Genomic DNA, 19728 nt, shown 5'->3' on the forward strand with positions numbered 1-19728 from the left:
CGTAGAGCTGCGGGAACGCGCTGGCTAGATCCCGTTACCGGGACGTAGCGCCCTGCTTGCGGCGGCGGGTCACCGCGACGGTGCCGGCACCGAGCGCGATGACGGCCGCGCCCGCGCCCAGCAGCGCGGTGGTGTCGTCCCCGCCGCCGGTGTGGGCGAGCGAGCCGCCCGTCGTGCCGCCGCTGCTCCCGCCGGTCGAACCGCCCGTGGAGCCGCCGGTCGAACCGCCGGTGGTGGTGCCGGCGGAGTGGGACGGCGTCGGGGTCGGCGTGCCGGGGTGGGACGGTGACGGTGCGGGGGAGTGCGAGGGGGAGCCGGGGGTCGTCGAGGTCGGCGGGACGCAGCCGGTGTAGCTGAAGTGGTGGGTCTCCGCCCCTCCCGCACTGGTCAGTGAGGCGGCGACGACTTCGCCGTTCTGGTTGCCGCTGCCCAGGTGAACGGCCGCGTTCGGTGCGAGCAGGCTGCCCGGCCAGGCCGTCCCGTCCCGCTTGACGACGGTGGTGGCGTCGGGGAGGTTCCACAGCAGCCCGCCGCGGATGCCCGCGAGCGCGGCGTCCGGCTCGGTGTAGTCCTCCTCCTGCCAGCCGCCGGTGGTCGGGTCCTTGAGGAAGAAGGCGCTGGTCTGTCCGGCGTTCATGTCGTACGCCGCACCGGTCACGTTGACCACGGTGCTGGAGCCGGCCGGTACGGCGATCCGGATCTCGTGCGCGCCCTGGAGCTGCTGGGCGCTCAGGGTGAACACGTTGAGCCGGGCGGCGGTGCCGGTCAGGGTGAGCACGGTGTTGCCACCGTCCTGGCCGAGCGCGGCGACGCCGTTGGCGGGCAGCGCGGCCAGCGACGCGGAGGTGGCCCGCAGCGCGGCGAAGGCTTGGCCGAAGTCGATCGGAGCGGCGCCCTGGGTGGCCTGCCCGCCACCGTTCATCCACAGGTGGCCGCTGCCCTGGAGTGCCCCGTAGACGGCGTTGCCGTGCTCGACCTCGACGTTCGCGCCGCCCAGCTGCAGGGTGCCGCCGACGACGAGCGCGGCGCCGCCGGGCAGCGCGGCGGCCTGAGCGGCGGTCAGCTTGGCGCCGAGGCTGAAGCCGTGGGTGAAGTCGGCGTTGCCGCCGACGGCGACGGCACCTTCGGCGTCGGCGGTGCGCTGTGAGTCGCCCGCGACGAACTCGGTGTATCCGGCGGCGACCCCGAACGGGTTCGTGCAGGAAGTGCTGGTACTGGTGCTGGCGATCGCGGCCACCGGGGTGATCAGGGCGGCGAGGGTGAGGGAGCCGCCGAGCACGAGGGCGGCGGAAGCGGTGTGGCGCATGCGCGTGATGCTGTCGGCGACTCCCGGGCACGGGCAACGGCCATGTCGGACTTGCCCGACATGGCCGCTGCTTCTTGTGCGCGATTTAAGGATCGCTTAGGGGGACGACGTGAAGATCATCTTCACAGGGCTGCGCACTCGCCCAGCTTGGTGCCGTTGACCGCGTTCGGGATGTGCGGTCCGTCGCCGAACTGCGCGGCCGGACTGTTGTTGTAGCACCCCAGGTCGCCGTTGGCACGGTTGGCCGCGACCTCGTTCCCGTCCGGATCGGCGGTCCTGTCGTCGGAGATGAGGATGTTCGTGCCGACGTGGTTGCGTTCCATGCCCATCCAGCAGGAACGCAGCCCGCTCGACGTGATGTAGCCGCCGACCGTGTTGTCCTCGAACGCGTCGTAGGCCGGCGTCGTGCCCAGCCTGGCGATGCCCTTCACCAGCGAGGACGGGTCGGTGCAGCTGAGGCCCGGCCCGTCGTTGAGCGTGGTGATGTCGCCCTTGACGGTGTCGCTGTGGAGGATCACCGCGGTGGAGTGATCGCTGTTGATGTTGCCGTCGACCTCGTCCATGGTCGGCGTCGTGCACTTGGTCTCGGTGTTGCAGCCGAGGCCGAGGACGGCGCCACGCCCGACCTGGAGGTTGCCCTTGACGTGCACGCTCGCGGTGGTGACGGCGTCGAGGGTCGAGCCCGCGGTGACGTAGAGCTGGGTCTCGACAGTGACACTTGCGCCATCAGGCACCTGGCAGGTGCCGTGGACGACGACCTCGTAGTAGTCGCCGGAGGCCAGCGTGCCGCCGCTGCACTGCGTGACGGTGCGGTGGGTGGCGTGGGCAGCGGGCACGCCCGCGAAGGCGAGGGCGGAGATGGTGGCGACGGCCACCGGAGCAGCGCGAAGAATGCTACGGAACAACGTCGTTCTCCTCGGAAGGCCCCCCAGCTTGACTGACGCCAGTCACGCTAGGTGGGCCCTCCCGGGGTCGCCAGGCGGGGCCACCTGTTCGTGACTCTCCGTGACGGTCCGACGGGTCGGGATTGTCAGTGCCGCCTGGCAGGATCGGAATCCACCGATGGACGGGGGAGGTCGACGTGAGGGTTCTGGTCAGCGGCGAGGTGCACGTGAACTACGGCCAGATCTACGTGGAGAGCGACGAGGACGGCGACGGTACGGACCTGCACGACGCCTTCACCGGCCAGGGCGGCGTCGGGCTCTGCGGGGGCGGGCAGGCGGGCGCGCTGTTCCTGATCACCGGCCTCCACACCGGGAGCGTCGGTTTCACCGTCGAGTCGCACGACAGCCCGCCGCCGCTGGACGAAGCCTGGGAGGAGGTCGTCGAGGTCCCGTTCCGGCCGCTGTCGGAGAAGACGGTGCTGGTGGAGTGGGGCGGTGGCACCTGCCGGGAGCTGGGCCTGACGATACGTGACTACCGGGCGCGGTACTGCGCCATCGGCATGGAGGCCGGGCGGGAGCTGGACACCCGGGTGGCCGGAGAGCCCCAGGCCGACCGCTACCTGCTGCAGTTCTGGCCGGCACCGCCCGAGCCCGCCCGGGTGGTCAGGCAGTCCGGCGACACGGCCGCCTACTGGCACGACTTCGCGGGCGGGCTGACCGCCTGACAGGTTCGTGAGCCGTCGGTCCGGGTGTGGGAACGCCGAGACGGCATTCCCACACCGGTGGTGAGGTGTCATCACCAGACCCGCACCGAGGCCCCCTTCGCGAAGACCGGGCTCGTCGCCCCCGGGGGCACCTCCGTCAGCGGCTGGGCCACCTCGTCGACGAGCGGGCCGACCTTGGTCGCCACGGCGTCCAGCGCGTCGAGGTCGAAGCCGTAGACGCGCGCGGCGTTGCCGCCCACCATCGCGGCGACCTCCTCGAACGGCACGCCCGCGAAGGACGTACGCAGTGCCTCGGTCGTGAACGGATAGGTCCCCTCGTCGTGGGGGAAGTCGCTGCCCCACATGATCTTGTCGAGGCCGATCTGGTCCCGCATCGGCACCTCGTGCGCGCGCATGAAGCTCGCGCCCACGAAGCAGTTCCGCTCCCACGCCGCGCGCGGGCCGTCGCCCATCAACTCCGCCAGCCCCACGCCGAACTTGGACTCCGCAGTCGCCGCCCGCGTCGCCGCGCCGACCAGGCGCCGGTGGTAGTACTCCAGCATGTCCAGCACGCCCGGGATCCAGCCGGACCCCTGCTCGGTCAGGACCAGCTTCAAGGCGGGGTGCCGGTGGAAGACGCCCGCGAAGGCAAGGTGCCACAACGCCCGGTGGGAGAACCACGTCGTCTCCACCATGAACACCGCCCGCGCGGCCGGCTCCTCGCCCAGCTGCGGACTGGCGGAGCCCGCATGGTGGTTGACGGGTACGTCCAGCTCCGCGCAGACCGCCCACAGCGGCTCGTACACCTCGGACCACAGCTCCGGCACCGACGACCCCGGCGGCACGCCCGGCAGCACCAGACCGCCCGTCAACCCCGACGCGTGGCAGCGTCGTACCTCGGCGACGGCCGCGTCCACGTCGTTCAGCAGGATCTGGAACGTCCCCGCGCGGCGGCCCTGCGCCTTCGCGCAGAAGTCCGCCATCCAGCGGTTGTGCGCCTGCAGGCCGGCCCAGCGCAGCTCGAACTCCGCTGCGGTCGGCTGCACGGCCGTCAGCGACGCGCTCGGGAAGAACGGCGGCACCGTGTTGGGGAAGACCACCTCGGCGACGATCCCGTCCTGCTCCAGCTCCGCCAGCCGGCGGTCGGAGTCCCAGTTGCGGGTGGCCTCCGGTGCCATCAGGTCGGTGAACGGGTTGACGTAGTCGGCGGCCCACGCGTCGAACGCCTCGTGGTACCGCTGCGGCAGGTAGGGGCGGTAGTCCAGCAGGTCCGCACCGGCATGGCAGTCGGCGGAGACGACGGTGTACCGCTCCGGTCCGTCCAGGCGTCGGGTCACAGTGTCCGTCCTTCCGTGGGCGCGGCCGTCCCCAGGAACGGGAAGTCGTGGCCCGTCAGCCAGTGGCGGCCGACCTCGCGGGCCGGCGCCCAGGCCGCCTCGACGGCCGACTGGTCCTCCGGCTGCCCGAGATCTGCCGGACGCGGCCCGATCCGCTCCGCGATGGGCGTCAGCTTCGCGGTGTCGAAGCCGAAGACCTCCGCGCAGTTCAGCCCGAGCATGCGGCGCGTCTCGTCGATCGGGATGTCGTGGAAGGTGGTGCGCATCCACTGTCGCGTGTTGGGCCAGGTGCCCTCGGGGTGCGGGTAGTCGCTGCCCCAGCAGATCGTGCCGACGCCGATCTCGTAACGGTGCGCGAGCTCGCGGCGCTTGGTGTTGGTGGCGGCGATGAAGCAGTTACGGTCCACGTAGGCGCTCGGCGCCATGGTCAGCTCGCTGAACGGCGAGAGCTTCTTGCCGCCGTGAGCGCCGAGGTAGAGCCGGTCCATGAACCACAGCAGGTTCGGCAGCCACCAGCAGCCGGACTCGGCGACCCCGAACCGCAGGCCCGGGAACCGCTCGAACACCCCCGACCAGAGCAGGAACCACAGCGGCCGGGCCGGCCAGAACGTCACCTCGGTCACGTAGATGCCCAGGTGGTCCCCGTACTCGTGGCGCGGCGCGGCCCCGGAGTGGGTGACGATCGGCATCCGCAGTTCCTCGCAGACGGCCCACACGGGGTCGTAGCGACGGTCGTGGTACGGCGCCTTGTCCACCCACATCGAGGGGATCATCACCGCCCCGAGCCCGTCCGCGTGCGCGCGCCGCACCTCGGCGACGACGAGTCCCGGCTCCGCCGTGATCGGCAGCAGGGCGACGCCGCAGCGCCGCTCCGGGCTGCCGCCGGCGCGGATGAAGTCCGCGAGCCACCGGTTGTGCGCGCGGGCTCCCGCCATGCCGAGCACGGGATCCTGATCGCCGCTCAGGCCGAGGCCCACACCGAAAGGCGCGGCGGTGCGCGAGTCGACCGCGTCGGCATCCGGGAACACGACCTCGGCGGCGACCCCGTCCCCGTCGAGCTCCTTGTCCCGCTGGGCGGCGTCCCAGCCGCCGCGCAGGCCCTCCTCGTGCTCCTCGAACCACTTCTGCGCGAACGCCTCGTTCCTCACCCCGAGCCGCGTCGCCTCCTCCCGCCGCGCCTGCGCCTGCGCGAGGAACTCGTCGAACGCACGGTGCTGCGCGGCCTCCAGGTAGGGGCGGTACTCCTCGGTCGGCAGGCCGGCGTGGCAGTCGGAGGAGATGACGAGGTACGGATCTTCGTAGGACATGGGGATACCTCCTTCCAAAGGGTTCGTTGCACTCCCCTCAGGGGAGTGCAACTCAGTCGTCGCCGAGAATGAACCGTTCCAGGTAGCCCGGGTTCTGTCGGTCCAGCATCGACTGCGAGCGTGCCCGGATCTGGCGGTCGCTGTGCTCGCTCGCCGGCAGCAGCCAGAAGCGGTCGGCGCGGATGCCCTCGGCCACGAAGTCCGCGACCTCCTCCACCGGCGTGAACTCGATCTTCTGCCCGGCCGCCTCCATCGCCGCCTCCCACTGCGCCAGCGACCGGTACGGCGTGCGGCGTGGCCGCTCCTTCGCGAAGCGGTCGGGGCGGTTGCGGTGGGACTCCCACAGTCCGGTGCGCAGCATGTGGGGGCCGGGGAAGAGGACCGACGCGCCGATCGACGCGCCCTCGGCGCGCAGGTGGGCGTAGAGGGACTCGGTCATGGTGACCACCGCCGCCTTGGTGACCGCGTAGACCGACGCGGTCGGCAGCGGGGCGATGCCGCCGTCGCCGGAGGAGGTGTTGACGACGTGTCCGGGCTCGCCGGCCGCCAGCATGCGCGGCAGGAACGCCTGGACGCCGTGGAAGACGCCCCACACGTTGACCGCGAAGGCCCACTTCCAGTCGTTGGGCTCGTGCTCCCACATGCGCCCTTCGGCGCCCGAGCCGACGCCCGCGTTGTTGCACAGCACGTGGACCGCGCCGAACGCGCCGTACGCCGCGTCCGCCAGCGCCTCGACACTGTCGCGCTCGGAGACGTCCGTGACGTGGCCGATCGCCTCCGCGCCGCTCTCGCGCAGGCCCGCGACGGCCTTGTCGAGCGCGGTCTCCTCGACGTCCGCCAGGACGATCCGCAGGCCGTCGGCGGCGAAGCGTCGGGCCATCGCGAGGCCGATGCCGCTGGCCGCGCCGGTGACGACGGCGACCTGGCCCTCCCTCAGCTCCATAGCTCACGCCTCCCCGGACTGGGGAGGCAGCGGCACGGAGTCCAGCACCTGCGCCGGGTCGTCGTAGCGCTGGTGGACGAACGGCAGCAGCGCCTCCGCGCTGACGCGTTCGACCACGCGGCCGCGCTGGTCGGAGGTCTTCTCGCCGATGGTGATCTCCAGCAGGCGCCGTACCGGCAGGTCCGCGACGGGGTCGAACGCGGACTCGCGCAGGATCACCTCGCCGTCGACCGCCTCCAGCTTCCGCACGCGCTCGACCCGGGTGCAGTGGACCAGGACCGGGTCGAGGTCGAAGCCGTCGCCGTCCACCGCGGGCAGGAACTTGAAGTAGAAGTCGACCTTCTCGGCCGGCGCAGGGGGCTCCAGCTCGCCGCTCACCCGGCCGTGGACCTCGACGAAGTCGATGCCGTGGCGGCCCAGGCGGGCGGTGACCGCGTCCCCGTCGCGGGCGACCGCGACCTCCCCGAGCTTCTTCGGCTCGCCGAAGACCTCGCGGCCGCCGATCAGGGCGCGCTCGGTGGTCATCGGCATGACCAGCGGGTACCAGCCGGACTGCGCGCCGTGCTGCGCGGCCACGGCGAACGAGCCCGCGCCGAGTGGGCTGCCGAAGATGTCGACCTGGCTGATGTTGACCCGGACCAGCGGCCGGTCGGCCGGCTTGAGGGGCGCCGGCAGTACCTGGGCGACGGCGTCCGGGTCGCTCTCCCAGACGGCCACCACCCCGGTGGACCAGATGTCCGGCAGGACCGAACGGGCCTGCTTCGCCGCGCGGATCTCGTCCTCGGTGCGCGGGCCGTAGCGTACGCGTGCCATGGCGGTGCCGTCCCTTCGCTCGCTCTGTAACGGTGTTACTTACTACTCCGAACCGCGCGAAGGGTGAAGAGGTTTGACGATGATTCAGTACCGGTGCGCGGCCCGCTGGGTGGCCGCGATGCAGGCGAGCACGAGCAGCGCGGCGACGGGGGCGGCCGCGGGGATGGTCTCGTGCAGCAGCACGGCCGCCCAGAACAGGTTGAGCAGCGGCTGCGCGAGCTGGATCTGCGCGGCGCGCTGCACGCCGATCAGGGCCATGCCCCGGTACCAGGGGATGTAGCTGACGAACTGCGAGGCGCCCAGGAACAGCACCCCGGACAGCGCCGTCGCGCCGAGCCGCACCGGTTCGTGGCCCAGGGCCGTCCATGCCAGCGTCGCGGTGACGGGCAGCACGGCGACCAGGGCCCACCCGATCACCTGCCAGCCCGGGAGCTCGCGTGCGAGTCGGCCACCCTCGGCGTAGCCGGCCGAGCAGAGCAGCAGGGCGGCGAACAGGTAGAGGTCGGCGCCGCTGGGGGCGCCGCCGTGCTCCAGCAGCGTGAAGGTGACGACCGTGGCCGCGCCCGCGACCGCCGCGAGCCAGAACGCGCGGGGCTGGCGGCCGCGGGTGCGCACGGCCGAGTAGCAGGAGGTCGCCAGCGGCATCAGCCCGATGACGACGGCGGAGTGGGCGGTCGTCGCCGTCTGCAGAGCCAGGGTGGTCAGGGCCGGGAAGCCGACGACGCAGCCGAGTCCGACCGTCAGCAGCCCGGCCCAGTGCCGGCGTTCGGGCACCCGCACCCGCCGCAGTGCGAGGCAGAGGCCGGCGATCAGCGCGGCGATCGCGCCGCGCAGGCCCACGGTGCTCCACAGGCCGAAGCCGCGCAGGGACCACTCCGTGGCGGCGAAGGAGAGCGAGAAGAGGCCGACGCCAGACCCGGCCAGCAGCATCCCGCGACCGCCGCGGGCGGGGGTGTGGACGCTGCCGACTGCTATCGGATGGCGGAGAGTAGCGCTACCATGTGTCTTCATGAACGACGGTAGCAGTGTTGCTGATCTGGTGGAAACTCTTCGTCGGGAGTGGGAGCGCTACCCCACCGGTGAGAAGCTGCCGTCCTCCCGTGCGCTGATGGAGCGCCATCGGGTCAGCCCCGTCACCGTCTCCCGGGTCATCTCCGCCCTGGTCGCCGAGGGCCTGGTGGTCAGCCGCCCCGGCGCCGGTGTCTTCCGGGCCGAGCGGCGAGTCCCGCGTGCGATCGCCGGTGACGTGTCGTGGCAGGAGGTCACGCTCGGCGCGCACGACGCGCAGGCCGCGCCGCGCGCGGAGGCGAGTGGGCTGCTGGCCACGCTGACCGTGCCGCCCGCCGACGTCGTCGACCTCGGGGGCGGCTACCCGCATCCCTCGCTGCTTCCCGAGCGCGCCCTCGCCGACGCCCTCGCCCGGGCGGCCCGCCGCCCGGATGCGTGGGGGCGGCCGCCGGTGGAGGGACTGACGGAGCTGCGTTCCTGGTTCGCTCGCGAGATCGGCGGTCCGGACGGGAGCGTGACCGCGGCGGACGTCCTGATCACCGCGGGCGGGCAGGCCGCGCTCACCGCGGCGCTGCGTGCGCTCGCCCCCGCGGGTGCACCCGTGCTCGTCGAGTCGCCGACCTACCCGGGCGTCCTCGGCGTCGCCCGCGCCGCGGGCCTGCGGCCCTTCCCCGTGCCCGTCGACGGCGACGGCCTGCGCACCGACCTGCTCGCCGACGCCTTCGCCGTGACCGGCGCGCGGCTGCTCGTGTGCCAGCCGCTCTTCCACAACCCCACCGGCGCGACGCTCACGCCCGACCGCCGCGCGGAGGTGCTGCGGCTGGCTCGCGCGGCCGGCGCGTTCGTCGTCGAGGACGACTACGCCCGACTGCTCGCCCACGCCGACGCGCCCGCACTGCCGAGGCCGCTGGCGGCGGACGACCCCGACGGGGTCGTCGTGCACGTCCGCTCGCTGACCAAGGCCGCGTCCCCCAGCCTGCGCATCGCCGCGGTGACGGCGCGCGGCCCGGCGTTCGAGCGGCTGCGCGCGACGCAGGTGGTGGACAGCTTCTTCGTGCCGCGCCCGCTCCAGGAGGCCACCCTCGCCCTGGTCTCCTCCCCGGCCTGGCCGCGCCACCTGCGCGCGCTCGCCGCCGCCCTCCAGGAGCGCCGGGTCACGCTCGGCGCGGCCCTCGCCCGCCACCTGCCGGACCTCCCAACCGCACGGCTCGCCCCCGGCGGCTACCTCGCCTGGCTCCGCCTGCCACCGGGCACGAACGAGTCCACCCTGGCCGCTGCGGCCTTCCGCGCGGGCGTCGAGGTCACCCCGGGCGCCCCGTACTTCGCCGCAGAACCCCCGGCCCCCCACCTGCGTCTCACCCACGCGGCCGCCGGCACCGCGACCCAACTGGCGGAGGGTGTCGCCCGTTTGGCATCGGCCTGGCCGGCCTGAGGCCCCCTTGCCGGGTGAGGTGCCCGGGCCTGCTCGTAGGTGTCTCGGCGCGGGCCGGGCCCGGCTCTGGTTCGGGGCTCGGCTTCGGCCGGAGCCGACGGGTGGGGGCGCGCCTGCCCGGGCTCGGGTCTGCCGGGGGGCGTTCTGGCGTGGCCCCGGGACCCCGGACCGTTCCTCCCGCCGCGGGCTCAGGTCGCGAGGGTGCGGCGTAGCCAGTCGGTGCGCGCGGCGAGCGCCCTGCGGCTGATGATCGCGCTGGGCGCGTAGGTGTCGAAGCCGTGGCAGGCGCCCGGCCAGACGTGGAGTTCCGCGTCGCCGCCCGCGCGCCAGAGGGCGTCGGCGTAGGCGACGGTCTCGTCGCGGAAGGTCTCCGCCGAGCCGACCTCGACGTAGGCGCGGGGGAGGCCGGAGAGATCCGTGGCGCGGGCGGGCGCCGCGTAGGGGGAGACGTCGGAGCGGCCGTGGCGATCGCCCAGCAGGGCCAGCCACGCGGTCGCGTTGGAGGTGCGGTCCCAGGTGTCGTGGCCGTCCATCTGGCGCGCGGAGAAGCTGTCGTTGCGGTCGTCCAGCATAGGGCTCAGCAGCAGCTGGCCGATCGGCACGGGGCCGCCGCGGTCGCGGGTCAGCAGGGCGAGCCCGGCGGTGAGGCCGGCGCCTGCGCTCTTGCCGCCGAGGACGATGCGGTCCGCGTCCACGCCGAGCGTGGCCGTGTGTTCGGCCAGCCAGGTGAGGCCCGCGTAGCAGTCCTCCACCGGCCCGAGATGCCGCGCCTCGGGCGCGAGCCGGTACTCGACCGACACGACCGCGATCCCCAGCGGCGCCGCCCACTCGCGCAGCAGCCGGGGCAGCACGGACCAGGCGTTGCCCGAGATCATGCCGCCACCGTGCAGGTAGTACAGGACCGGCAGCACGCCGGTCAGCCCGGTCGGCCGGGCTGCGACCAGGGTGACCTCCCGGCCGTCGGCCGGGGCACGCAGCTCCGCCACCTCGAACCGGCCGTCGGCGCGCAGCTCGCCGAGCGTCGGTCGCGGTCGCGCCGCCGCGTCCCGCTCCTGCCAGGCGGCGAGATGCTCCGGCGTGAGCGACTCCGCCCCGACCGTCACTCCCGCCGTGGCGAGCGCGGCCGCCAACTCCGGGTCGAGCCTGGGCGCCTGTCGCGCCGCCCGATCTTCCGCTCCCAGCACCACGACCGGTTCCCCTCCCACGGGCCGCCGGGCGGCGTCCCCCGAGGACAGCTTGCCCGTCCCGGAGAACCGCCCGGCGCGGGGGCGTTCGGTGGGTGCGGTGGCAGACGGTCGCGCCGGCCCGGCGTGATCGACGACGCCGACCACCGCGCGCCCGAGGGGGCAGGCGAGCAGGCGTCGGTGCTGATCGCGGCGCGTCGGCGGGCGGGCCTGCCGCTGGCCGCTTCAGTACGCCAGGGCCATCACGGCGTGCCCGGACTCGGGCATCGTGAGGCTGCGGAGCATCAGGTCCGCCACGTCCGCCCGGGAGATCTTCGTGCCGCCGCGCAGGTTCTGGCCGTAGGCGGTGCGGTAGGCGCCGGTGAGCGGCTTGTCGGTGAGCTGGGGCGGGCGGATGATCGTCCAGTCGAGGCGGCTGGCGCGGACCTCGTCCTCCATCGTCGCCAGGTCGGCGTAGTGATCCCGCAGGACGCGCTTGACCATGGGGTTGAGCACGTGGCGCATGACGAAGCCGTCGCCCTCGTCGTAGCGCGGCGGGTTGGGGCGGGCCGGAGAGGCGACGGTGCCGATCGGCGCGGCGCTGACGACGACGAGGCGCTTGGTGCCGACGGCGTCCATGGCCTCGATCAGGGCGCGGGTGCCGCGGGTGGCGACGCCGTAGTCGGTCTTGGTGCGGGCGCCGAGCCCGGACAGGACGGCGTCCGCGCCCTGGACGGCGCTGCGCAGGGCCTCCGACTGGCCGTTGACGTCGGACAGGTCGACGGCGACGGCCTTCACGTCGACGTCCAGGCGGGACGGGTTGCGGACCACCGCGGTGACCTCGTGTCCCGCGGCGAGCGACTGGGCGAGGAGCTGGCGGCCGATGCCGCCGGTGGCCGCGACGATGGTGAGCTTCATGGATTTCCCCTGCCGACGTGTGATGTGCTGCGGGTAAAGTTCCTTTGTAAGCCGTACTCTATGAGAACCGTAACATACGGATTCCAAAGTATCCAGGGGAGATCGCGATGCAGAGCGAGGCACGCCGTGACGGGCGGCGCGAGGTCCGCGAGGGGCTCCGGGAGCTAGGGGTCCAGCTCGCCCAGCTCAACCGTCGGGTCGGTGGACGGCTCGGCATGCGGGACGCCGACCTGGACTGTCTGGACCTGATCGGTCGGATCGGCCCGATCGGCGCGGGCCCGCTGGCCAGGGCGGCCGGCCTGCACCCGGCCACGCTCACCGGCGTCCTCGACCGGCTGGAGCGCGCGGGCTGGATCGTCCGCGAACGCGACACCGAGGACCGCCGCGCGGTCCGCATCCGCGCGCTGCCCGAGCGCGGCAAGGAGGTCCTGGCGCAGTTCGCCGGTATGAACGGCGCGGTGCAGGAGATCTGCTCCCGCTACGACGAGGAGCAGCTCGCCGTCATCACCGACTTCCTCGGCCGCGTCGCCGAGGCCGGCCGCGTCGAGGGCATCGCCCTGGACGCACGCGGCTGACAAGCGGACGCGCCACTGTCATCTTCAGCTCCCCAGGGCACAATTGGCTCTCCATCGGCTTCTCGCGGGCCGGGGGTCACGACGACGCACGGCGAGCGGGCGGGAGGCGGGCGGGATGCCGGTGAGGGACGGACTCAGCCGGGACGCGGTGCTCGATGCCGCGGCCGAGCTCGTCCGGGCCAACGGGCCCGGCGCGCTGACGATGCGTCGGCTGGCGGCGGAGCTCGGCTGCGCGGTCACGGGGATCTACTGGCACGTCGGCAACCGCGAGGCCCTGCTCGACGAGCTGGTCGCGCGGACGGTCAGGGAGATGGGCGAGATCCGCGCCGAGGGCCGGACGCCCGCGCAGCGGGCCGAGTCCGTCGCGCACGCGCTGCGCCGCAAACTGCGCGCGCGACCGCACCTGATCGCCCTCGTCCACGAGCGGGGGCTGACCGAGGTGATGATGCTCCCCGCGCAGCGCGCCCTGGTCCACGAGGCCCACGCGGCGGGCCTGCGCGGCGCGGCGGCCGCGGAGGCGGTGCGTGCGCTGCAGTTCCAGGTCGTGGGCTTCGTCTTGGTCGAGCGCAACCGCGAGCGCGCGCCCGCGCAGCACCCCGGCGAGCCGGACCTGTGGACCGCCGAGACCGCCGAGCAGGACCCGGAGCTGGCCTCCGCCTTCGCCGCCGCTCCCGACCTCGACACACTCTTCCGCGCCACGGTCCGCGGCCTGGTCGCCGCCCTGTGGCACCGACCGACCGGGGCAGCCGAGTCGGGCGGGACCGTCGGAGTCGCCGACACCGTTGGGGCCGACTACCTGTCCCCGAACGGGGCAGGATGATCGGCATGACCACGCCCGGGTTCGACGTCGACTCCTTCCTGCACCAGCCCCTGACCGCGCGCCTGGCGACCAACGGGCCCACCGTCCGCCCCGTCTGGTTCCTGTGGGAGGACGACGCCTTCTGGGTACTGACGGGCCCGTGGGCCCGGCTCCTCGCACGGGTCCGGGCCGATCCGCAGGTCGCGATCGTCGTGGACGAGTGCGACGTCGACACCGGCCGGGTCCGGCAGGTGATCGGCCGCGGCCGCGCGGAGCTCCTGCCGTTCGACGTGGCGCGCGGCCGGCGCAAGCTGGTCCGCTACCTCGGCCCGGACGAGTCGCGCTGGGACCGCCGCTTCCTCGACTACCTGCACGACGACCCGGCCGAGCGCGGCCAGCTCTGGCTGCGTCTGGAACCCGCGACCCTGACCGTGGACGACCTCAGCTACGAGATCCCGGCGGCTCCTCGACCGTGAGGTGGGCGGTGAAGCTGAAGCGGTCGCCCCGGTAGAGCGAGCGCACGCACTCGACCGGGCGCCCGTCGCGGTCCCGGGTGACCCGGTTCAGCAGCAGCATCGGCAGCGCCGGCGTGGTACCGACCAGCTGCACCTCGCGCGGGGAGGCCAGGACGGTCTCGATCCGCTCGTCCGCGTCGGCGAAGACCACGCCCGCCGCGTGCAGGTATGCGTAGAGGGAGGTGCGCGGGTCGAACTCGGCGGCCAGGGCCGGGAACCGCTCCGCGGACAGGTAGGTGCTCTCCAGGCCGACCCGCTCGTCGTCGGCCAGCAGCACGCGTTCCAGGTGGAACACGGGCGCCCCGACCGCGACCTGCAGCCCTGCCGCGAGCGCCTCGTCGGCGGCGATGCGTTCGAACACCACCAGCTCGCGCCCCGGGTTGCGGCCCTGACGGCGCACGCCCTCGGTGTAGCTCGCCAGGATCAGCGGCTGCACCATCTTCGGTCCGGCGGCCACCGTCGACCGCCCGCTGCGCCGCACCCGCCCCTCGAGCCGCAACTCGCGGATCGCCTGGCGCACCGTCATCCGCGACACGCCGAACCGCTCCGCGAACTCCCGCTCGGTCGGCAGCGGCGTGCCCTGGCCCAGCTCGTCCAGGACGGCGTCGATCTTCTGCTTGACCTGGAAGTACTTGGGTGGCCGGCCGTGCTCCGGCACCCCGGCCCGCACCGCGGCCAGCGTCGCGGGTGGTGCGCCGGGCGACGTGACGGACGGCGGTTCGACGGGCAGACTGCTCACGGCCGCGAGCCTAGCGCCTGCGGGCGGACCCGACGGTCAGCCCGTCCACCCGCGCGCCCGGCGCTCTCCCGGACGCGGTGCGCGCCGTCGGCGAGCCTCCGCACCACGCATCCCGGCGGGTGACCTGTCGCCGAGCCGCCGTCCACGCCCGGAGCCGGCATCGATACTGGGGTCTGCCCGACACGCCCACGGCCGGGAGGCACGTCTCGATGCTGGCACCGGAGGTCTTCGCCGCACGCCTGCCCCGGCACGTCATGTCGGCCTGCGTGCTGGTGACCGACCCGGCCGACCGGATCCTCATGCTGCACCAGGCACACGGCTATCCGGGGCATCCGCCGTGGTGGCAGCTGCCCGGTGGGCTCGCCGATCTCGACGAGAAGCCGCACCAGACGGCCCTGCGGGAGGCGTACGAGGAGAGCGGCATCGAGCTGCCCGCGGCGCCGCGGCTGCGGGTCGTCGACTACCGCTCGTCCGTGGACGGCTGGCCGCCCGTGATCGACTTCTGCTTCGACGCCGGGCGGGTGCCGACGGACACGCCGGTCGTGCTCAGCGCGGAGCACGACCGGGCCGCGTGGCGCTCCCACGCCGAGTGGCAGCCGCACCTTCAGCCCGACCAGCGCGACTGGTTCGCGTCCGTGTGGCGCGCCCGGACCGCCGGGGTCGTGCTCCACCTCAACGACGGCCGGGAGCTGTGAGGATCACTCCTCGCCGGAGAACCGCTCCCACGCCGACTGCCGGGTGACGCCGAGCGACTCCCCGATGCGGAGCCAGGTGACGCCGCGCCGACGCAGCTCCTGCACCCAGGCGCGCAGGTCCGCCTCCGCCTGGTCGATGTGCGAGGCGACGCGCGGGATGTGACCGAGCATCTCCTCGTCCGACAGTGCCGCCCAGACGGGCTTCGGCGCGCCGGACGGGCCTGGACTGCCGTCGATGATCGACGCGGCCAGAGCCACGCACTCGTTGCAGATGTAGACACCGGCGCCCGCCACGAGCTTGGCGACCTGCGCGTCGGGCTTGCCGCAGAAGGAACAGCTCGCGGTCGCGGCAGCGGAGGGCTCGGTCAGGGTCGCGGCGGGCGTCCCGATGGGGGCTGCCTCCGGCTGTGCCGTCATGGTGGTGGACCCTTCTCTTCGGTCAGGGTGACCCTGACAGCGTACGGCGTCAGGGGTGGCCTGACAACGATCCGGCACCCGCGTCAATGACCGGCGTCGGCGACCACCCCCGCGCCGCCGCATCGCCCACGCGCCCGCGTCGTTGAAGCAGGGGACGACACGAGCGCGAGGGAGCGGTGCGGTGACGGTGGCGGAACCGCTGGTGGAGCTGGCAGGGCGGTCGTGTCTGGTGACCGGCGCGGCCAGCGGGATCGGGCGGGCGACGGCGGAGCTGTTCGTGCGGATGGGCGCACACGTCGTGGGCTCGGACCTGGACGAGACCGGGTTGCAGCGGCTGGTCGGCCGCCTGGCCGACGAGGGCGCGCCGGGACGGCTCGTGCCGGTCGTCGGCGACGTCTCCGTCCCGGCGGACGGCCGCCGGATGGTCGACGCGGTGGTGGAGAGGTTCGGGCGGCTGGACGTGGCGGTCGCCAACGCCGGGATCCTGCCGCTCTCCGACGTGCTGGAGACGGGCCCGGAGGAGTGGGACCGGGTGATGGCCGTTGACGGCCGCGGCATGTTCCTGACCTGCAAGTACGCGATCGAGGCCATGCTCTCGAACGGCGGCGGGGAGGCCGACGGCGAAGGGGGACGCGGGCCGGACGGGCGCGCCCGCGGCGCGATCGTCTGCGTCTCCTCCATCTCCGGGCTGGCCGGGCAGGCCCGGCAGGCCGCCTACGGCCCGGCGAAGTTCGTCGCTTCCGGCCTGACGATGCATCTGGCCGTCGAGTGGGCGCCCCGTGGCATCCGCGTCAACGCGGTCGCGCCCGGCACGATCACGACCGAGCGGGTCCGCGCCCTGCGCGACGAGCCCGGCGGGCCCGCCTACCTGGAGGAGATGGCCAAGGCCCATCCCCTCGGCCGGCTCGGCCGCCCGGAGGAGGTGGCCCGCGCCATCGCCTTCCTCGCCTCGGACGCCGCCTCGTTCGTCACCGGCGTGGTGCTCCCCGTCGACGGCGGCTACCTGGCTCGCTGACCGCGGCGCCCCTCCCTGGTCCGGTCTTGACATACTGACCTGCAGGGACGAGGAATCGGAGACGGGCGCGATGGACAAGCCGGGGACGCCGGGCAGGCCCACGGAACTGATCGAGTACGAGATGATGGTGCTCGGCCGCCACGTGCACATGGGCGCGCCCAGCAAGCGCACCAGCGCGAACCTGGAGCGCAGCGCGTACATCCTGCTCAGCCGCCTCCAGGGCCAGGGGCCCATGTCCATCGGCCAGCTGAGCGAGGCCTTCGGCCTCAACGCCTCCACGCTGAACCGCCAGACCGCCGCGCTGGTCACCGCGGGCCTGGCCGAACGCATCCCGGACATGGACGGCGGCATGGCCCGCAAGTTCCGGATCACCGCCGAGGGCACCCGGCGCCTCGACGAGGCACGCGCCGAACTCGTCTCCGGCCTCGACAAGGTCCTTGCCGGCTGGTCGCCGGAGGACGCCTCCGCCTTCGCCGACTACCTCAAGCGCTTCAACGCCTCCATCGAACACATCGACGGCCGACCCTGGCCCCGCCCCTGAGCGGTTCCGCTCAGGCCGCCGGGTAGGCGACGCGGGTGGTGATCAGGGCGATGCGGGCGGCCGACTGCTCGGGGGCGCCGTGGGGTTGGACGATGTGGCTGACGGTGAGGCGGACGATCGTCTCCACCGCGAGGCTGCGGGAGTGGGCGTCCACCTCGGGCCAGGCGGTTTCGGCGTAGGCGTCGAGGAGAGCGGTGGCCACGTCGAAGACAGGTTCCTGGCGGATGGTCAGGTAGCTGAGCAGCCCCTCGTCGGTGCCGCCTCGGGCGGCCGTGAGGACCGCTTTGACCAGGGAGTTGTCGGCGGCCTGGCGCAGTACGAAGGTCACGCCCGCGGTTGCGGCGGGCAGTAGGCCCTCGGGGTGGGCGTCGAGTTCGGCGACGATGCCGGTCATGAAGCGGTCGACCTCGCGGGCGACCAGGGCGTCGGCGATGGCCTCCTTGGTGCCGAACTCGTTGTAGACGGTCTGCCGACTCACGCCGGCCTCGCGGGCGAGGCCGGCGATGCCGAGTTTGCTCCAGCCGACTGCCGCCACCTGGGCGTAGGCAGCGTCGAGCACCTGCTCGCGGAGCAGGGCGCGGGCGGCCTGTTGGTATCGCGTCGTCATCGTGGCCTTCACTGTAGTGCCGCGTGCGCCCCACCCTGGCGGGCAGCGGGGCAGCGGGGAGCGCAACGCGCTTGCCCGCGTGCCCCGCCGAGCACGCCCCGGGGTGCCGCGCTCGCGCGACCGGCCGTGCGCGCGCCCGAGCGCGTTGCGCGCCAGCCCCGACCGGCCTGGGCTGACCCGTCGCGCTCGACCCGTCCGGGCGGACCCGCCGCGTCCGACCCGTCCGGGCTGACCAGCCGCGCCCGGCTCCGGCTGGGCCTGACCCGCCGTGCTCGGCGCGCGGCCCGGGCGGAGCCGGGGGAGTGCGGGGCCAGCGTCGTTCGGCCGCGCCTGCGCGTGCGGCTGCGCGCTCAGCGCAGGCGGTGTGTGACCACGCCGTTCGACATCGTCAACGGCACCGGCGACTGCGCGAGTTCGTCCGGGTCGGCGGTCAGCGGGTCGAGGGCGAGGGCGGTCAGGTCCGCGCGCAGGCCGGGGGCGATGCGTCCGGCGGTGTCCGCCTCGCCCGCGGCGAGGGCCGCGTGGGTGGTGAAGCCCTCCAGGGCCATGAGCGGGGTGAGGGCCTGGTCGGGGGCGACCGGCGGGGTGTCGGTGCCCGCGTGGCGGCGCAGCTGCGCGTAGGAGAGGACGCCGCGTGCGTCGTAGTGGGCGATCGGCCAGTCCGAGCCGAGGGCCAGGACCGCGCCCGCGTCGCGCAGACTGCGGCAGATCCAGGCGCGCCCGGCGCGTTCGGTGCCGAGCCGCAGCGACCACTGGTCGGTGTGGTCGGCGCGTGTGTACGCGGAGTGCGTGGGCTGCATCGAGGCGATCACGCCGAGCTCGCGGAAGCGGGCGGCCTGGGCGTGCGGGAGGGTCTCGATGTGCTCGACGCGGTGCCGCATCCGCCCGTTCGGGCCGAGCGCGGCGACGGTGTCGAGGACGTGGCGCACGCCCGCGTCGCCGATCGCGTGGGTCGCGGTGCGTACGCCGGCGGCGTGCAGCTGGTGGACGGCCTCGCTGTAGGCGGCCGGGTCGAGCCAGAAGCTGTCACGGCTCTGGCCGTGGCAGTCCGGGTGCTCCAGCCACGCGGTGCCGCCCTCGACGGTGCCGTCCATGAAGAACTTCACGCCGCCGACCAGCCAGTTGCGGCCCGCCTCGCGCTGCAGCGCGACGAGCTCGGCGAGCCCGTCCTTGTCGGTGCCGGGCATGCACCACGGGGCGAGGCGCAGCCGTAGCGGCAGCGCCTGCTCGGCCTCGACGCCGCGCAGCAACTCCAGCACGTCGCCGCCCGCGTCCATGACGTGGGCGCCGGTCAGGCCGGTCGCGGCCATGCCGGAGAGCAGCGCGAGCAGCGCCTCGCGACGCTCGGCGAGGGGGCGGCGCGGCATGACGGCGACGACCAGGTCCATCGCGGCGGGCTCGATCAGGTGGCCGGTCGGGGTGCCGTCCGGCTCGCAGGCGATCAGCGCGCGCTGCGCGAACGCGCGTGGGCCGTCGACGCCGGCCAGGCGCAGTGCCGCGCCGCTCGCCAGGGCCGAGTGGCCGTCGTAGAGGCGGACGAAGGCGGGGGTGTCCGGGCCGAGCACGGCCTCCAGGTGCTCACGGTGGACGGGCCGACCGCCGAACACGTTGTGGTCGAGGCCCCAGCCGATCACCCACCCGTCCGTGCGCGGCGCGGTGGTCAGCGCGGCGCGTAGGCCGTCCAGGTCGCGGACGGCGGTGAGGTCGGCGCCGCTCGCCAGGTCCAGGCCGAGGACGGGGTGGCTGTGACCGTCGGTCAACCCGGGGACCAGGGTGGCCTCGCCGAGGTCGATCACCTCGGTGGCGTTCCCGCGCCACGCCCGCGCGTCGGCCGCGTCGCCGACGGCCGTGATCAGCCCGTTCCTGACGGCGACGGCACCGACCGGTGCGGCGCCGGGCGAGAGCGTGTGGATCCGGGAGGCGAGCACGATCGTGTCCGGTGCGGCGGAGGAGGGGCGGACGGAGGGTGCGGAGGACAACGGTGTCTCCTTCGAGCGGGAAGCGGAGAGG

At 73.8% G+C, this 19728-nt stretch carries 20 protein-coding genes and 1 pseudogene; 8 read left to right on the top strand and 13 right to left on the bottom strand.

What is annotated here, in order from left to right; translation table 11 throughout:
- Positions 1-34: 34 nt before the first annotated feature.
- Both BMY61_RS27810 and BMY61_RS27815 read right to left on the bottom strand, forming a co-directional pair.
- Complete coding sequence (locus tag BMY61_RS27810) at positions 35-1306, bottom strand: choice-of-anchor A family protein (RefSeq protein WP_042451485.1); 1272 nt, start codon at positions 1304-1306, stop codon at positions 35-37.
- A 122-nt stretch (positions 1307-1428) separates the two neighbouring features.
- Positions 1429-2211 (bottom strand): hypothetical protein, encoded by a 783-nt coding sequence (locus BMY61_RS27815; protein ID WP_143094544.1) that lies wholly within the window; start codon positions 2209-2211, stop codon positions 1429-1431.
- A gap of 176 nt (positions 2212-2387) precedes the next feature.
- On the opposite strand from BMY61_RS27815, the gene BMY61_RS27820 reads away from it, so the two are divergent.
- Positions 2388-2915, top strand: a complete 528-nt coding sequence (locus tag BMY61_RS27820) for a hypothetical protein (RefSeq protein WP_042451480.1) — start codon at positions 2388-2390, stop codon at positions 2913-2915.
- Between the two features lie 71 nt (positions 2916-2986).
- On the opposite strand, the gene BMY61_RS27825 is transcribed toward BMY61_RS27820, so the two are convergent.
- The 5 genes from BMY61_RS27825 to BMY61_RS27845 form a co-directional block, all read right to left on the bottom strand.
- Positions 2987-4231: an amidohydrolase family protein gene (locus tag BMY61_RS27825; RefSeq protein ID WP_236656161.1), complete on the bottom strand. Its 1245-nt coding sequence runs from the start codon at positions 4229-4231 to the stop codon at positions 2987-2989.
- Positions 4228-5538 (bottom strand): amidohydrolase family protein, encoded by a 1311-nt coding sequence (locus tag BMY61_RS27830; RefSeq protein ID WP_042451479.1) that lies wholly within the window; start codon positions 5536-5538, stop codon positions 4228-4230. The genes BMY61_RS27825 and BMY61_RS27830 overlap by 4 nt, the downstream gene beginning before the upstream one ends.
- 52 nt (positions 5539-5590) lie before the next feature.
- Entirely contained in the window at positions 5591-6481 is an 891-nt protein-coding gene (locus BMY61_RS27835; RefSeq protein WP_042451477.1) for an SDR family NAD(P)-dependent oxidoreductase, read from the bottom strand.
- Between the two features lie 3 nt (positions 6482-6484).
- Positions 6485-7294 carry an acetoacetate decarboxylase family protein gene (locus tag BMY61_RS27840; RefSeq protein ID WP_042451475.1) on the bottom strand — a complete coding sequence of 270 codons (810 nt, stop codon included), beginning with the start codon at positions 7292-7294 and terminating at the stop codon, positions 6485-6487.
- A gap of 84 nt (positions 7295-7378) precedes the next feature.
- On the bottom strand, positions 7379-8305 hold the full coding sequence (locus tag BMY61_RS27845; protein WP_075004092.1) for a DMT family transporter: 927 nt from the start codon (positions 8303-8305) through the stop codon (positions 7379-7381).
- Between BMY61_RS27845 and BMY61_RS27850 the strand changes: the two genes are divergently transcribed.
- The gene (locus BMY61_RS27850; RefSeq protein ID WP_042451469.1) at positions 8304-9734 is read left to right on the top strand and encodes an aminotransferase-like domain-containing protein; all 1431 of its coding nucleotides are present in this window, start codon (positions 8304-8306) and stop codon (positions 9732-9734) included. The genes BMY61_RS27845 and BMY61_RS27850 overlap by 2 nt on opposite strands.
- 188 nt (positions 9735-9922) lie before the next feature.
- Here the strand turns inward: BMY61_RS27850 and BMY61_RS27855 are convergent, their stop codons facing one another.
- Both BMY61_RS27855 and BMY61_RS27860 read right to left on the bottom strand, forming a co-directional pair.
- Positions 9923-10921, bottom strand: coding sequence for an alpha/beta hydrolase (locus tag BMY61_RS27855; protein WP_042451466.1), 999 nt, complete (start codon positions 10919-10921; stop codon positions 9923-9925).
- A 222-nt stretch (positions 10922-11143) separates the two neighbouring features.
- Complete coding sequence (locus BMY61_RS27860) at positions 11144-11815, bottom strand: NAD(P)-dependent oxidoreductase (RefSeq protein ID WP_042451465.1); 672 nt, start codon at positions 11813-11815, stop codon at positions 11144-11146.
- 107 nt (positions 11816-11922) lie between these two features.
- On the opposite strand from BMY61_RS27860, the gene BMY61_RS27865 reads away from it, so the two are divergent.
- The 3 genes from BMY61_RS27865 (at position 11923) to BMY61_RS27875 (ending at position 13665) form a co-directional block, all read left to right on the top strand.
- On the top strand, positions 11923-12390 hold the full coding sequence (locus BMY61_RS27865) for a MarR family transcriptional regulator (RefSeq protein WP_042451463.1): 468 nt from the start codon (positions 11923-11925) through the stop codon (positions 12388-12390).
- Positions 12391-12505: 115 nt separating this feature from the next.
- Positions 12506-13210, top strand: coding sequence for a TetR/AcrR family transcriptional regulator (locus BMY61_RS27870; protein ID WP_082015221.1), 705 nt, complete (start codon positions 12506-12508; stop codon positions 13208-13210).
- Positions 13211-13215: 5 nt separating this feature from the next.
- The gene (locus BMY61_RS27875; protein ID WP_042451614.1) at positions 13216-13665 is read left to right on the top strand and encodes a pyridoxamine 5'-phosphate oxidase family protein; all 450 of its coding nucleotides are present in this window, start codon (positions 13216-13218) and stop codon (positions 13663-13665) included.
- Here the strand turns inward: BMY61_RS27875 and BMY61_RS27880 are convergent.
- The gene (locus BMY61_RS27880; protein WP_425314714.1) at positions 13631-14443 is read right to left on the bottom strand and encodes a GntR family transcriptional regulator; all 813 of its coding nucleotides are present in this window, start codon (positions 14441-14443) and stop codon (positions 13631-13633) included. The two genes, BMY61_RS27875 and BMY61_RS27880, sit on opposite strands and share 35 nt — an antisense overlap.
- 209 nt (positions 14444-14652) lie before the next feature.
- Between BMY61_RS27880 and BMY61_RS27885 the strand changes: the two genes are divergently transcribed.
- Positions 14653-15138 carry an NUDIX domain-containing protein gene (locus BMY61_RS27885; protein ID WP_052438956.1) on the top strand — a complete coding sequence of 162 codons (486 nt, stop codon included), beginning with the start codon at positions 14653-14655 and terminating at the stop codon, positions 15136-15138.
- A 231-nt stretch (positions 15139-15369) separates the two neighbouring features.
- Here BMY61_RS27885 and BMY61_RS47945 read toward each other — a convergent pair.
- A pseudogene (locus BMY61_RS47945) lies at positions 15370-15507 on the bottom strand (ClpX C4-type zinc finger protein); the annotation flags it as partial.
- A 229-nt stretch (positions 15508-15736) separates the two neighbouring features.
- Between BMY61_RS47945 and BMY61_RS27895 the strand changes: the two are divergent.
- Complete coding sequence (locus BMY61_RS27895) at positions 15737-16570, top strand: SDR family NAD(P)-dependent oxidoreductase (RefSeq protein WP_236656159.1); 834 nt, start codon at positions 15737-15739, stop codon at positions 16568-16570.
- Between the two features lie 70 nt (positions 16571-16640).
- The gene (locus tag BMY61_RS27900) at positions 16641-17111 is read left to right on the top strand and encodes a MarR family winged helix-turn-helix transcriptional regulator (RefSeq protein WP_042451461.1); all 471 of its coding nucleotides are present in this window, start codon (positions 16641-16643) and stop codon (positions 17109-17111) included.
- Positions 17112-17121: 10 nt separating this feature from the next.
- Here the strand turns inward: BMY61_RS27900 and BMY61_RS27905 are convergent, their stop codons facing one another.
- Both BMY61_RS27905 and BMY61_RS27910 read right to left on the bottom strand, forming a co-directional pair.
- A complete protein-coding gene (locus tag BMY61_RS27905; protein WP_042451459.1) occupies positions 17122-17718 on the bottom strand; it encodes a TetR/AcrR family transcriptional regulator in 597 nt (198 codons plus the stop codon).
- 350 nt (positions 17719-18068) lie between these two features.
- Positions 18069-19697: an amidohydrolase gene (locus BMY61_RS27910; RefSeq protein ID WP_042451457.1), complete on the bottom strand. Its 1629-nt coding sequence runs from the start codon at positions 19695-19697 to the stop codon at positions 18069-18071.
- Positions 19698-19728: the final 31 nt, after the last annotated feature.

The organism is Streptacidiphilus jiangxiensis (assembly GCF_900109465.1).
Taxonomy (GTDB): domain Bacteria; phylum Actinomycetota; class Actinomycetes; order Streptomycetales; family Streptomycetaceae; genus Streptacidiphilus; species Streptacidiphilus jiangxiensis.

What these genes read in the sequence shown, in the direction of transcription:
- BMY61_RS27810 (WP_042451485.1), bottom strand. Translation starts at nt 1,306, where the DNA reads ATGCGCCACACCGCTTCCGCCGCCCTCGTGCTCGGCGGCTCCCTCACC.
- BMY61_RS27830 (WP_042451479.1), bottom strand. Translation starts at nt 5,538, where the DNA reads ATGTCCTACGAAGATCCGTACCTCGTCATCTCCTCCGACTGCCACGCC.
- BMY61_RS27835 (WP_042451477.1), bottom strand. Translation starts at nt 6,481, where the DNA reads ATGGAGCTGAGGGAGGGCCAGGTCGCCGTCGTCACCGGCGCGGCCAGC.
- BMY61_RS27840 (WP_042451475.1), bottom strand. Translation starts at nt 7,294, where the DNA reads ATGGCACGCGTACGCTACGGCCCGCGCACCGAGGACGAGATCCGCGCG.
- BMY61_RS27850 (WP_042451469.1), top strand. Translation starts at nt 8,304, where the DNA reads ATGAACGACGGTAGCAGTGTTGCTGATCTGGTGGAAACTCTTCGTCGG.
- BMY61_RS27845 (WP_075004092.1), bottom strand. Translation starts at nt 8,305, where the DNA reads ATGAAGACACATGGTAGCGCTACTCTCCGCCATCCGATAGCAGTCGGC.
- BMY61_RS27860 (WP_042451465.1), bottom strand. Translation starts at nt 11,815, where the DNA reads ATGAAGCTCACCATCGTCGCGGCCACCGGCGGCATCGGCCGCCAGCTC.
- BMY61_RS27865 (WP_042451463.1), top strand. Translation starts at nt 11,923, where the DNA reads ATGCAGAGCGAGGCACGCCGTGACGGGCGGCGCGAGGTCCGCGAGGGG.
- BMY61_RS27870 (WP_082015221.1), top strand. Translation starts at nt 12,506, where the DNA reads ATGCCGGTGAGGGACGGACTCAGCCGGGACGCGGTGCTCGATGCCGCG.
- BMY61_RS27875 (WP_042451614.1), top strand. Translation starts at nt 13,216, where the DNA reads ATGACCACGCCCGGGTTCGACGTCGACTCCTTCCTGCACCAGCCCCTG.
- BMY61_RS27885 (WP_052438956.1), top strand. Translation starts at nt 14,653, where the DNA reads ATGCTGGCACCGGAGGTCTTCGCCGCACGCCTGCCCCGGCACGTCATG.
- BMY61_RS27900 (WP_042451461.1), top strand. Translation starts at nt 16,641, where the DNA reads ATGGACAAGCCGGGGACGCCGGGCAGGCCCACGGAACTGATCGAGTAC.
- BMY61_RS27905 (WP_042451459.1), bottom strand. Translation starts at nt 17,718, where the DNA reads ATGACGACGCGATACCAACAGGCCGCCCGCGCCCTGCTCCGCGAGCAG.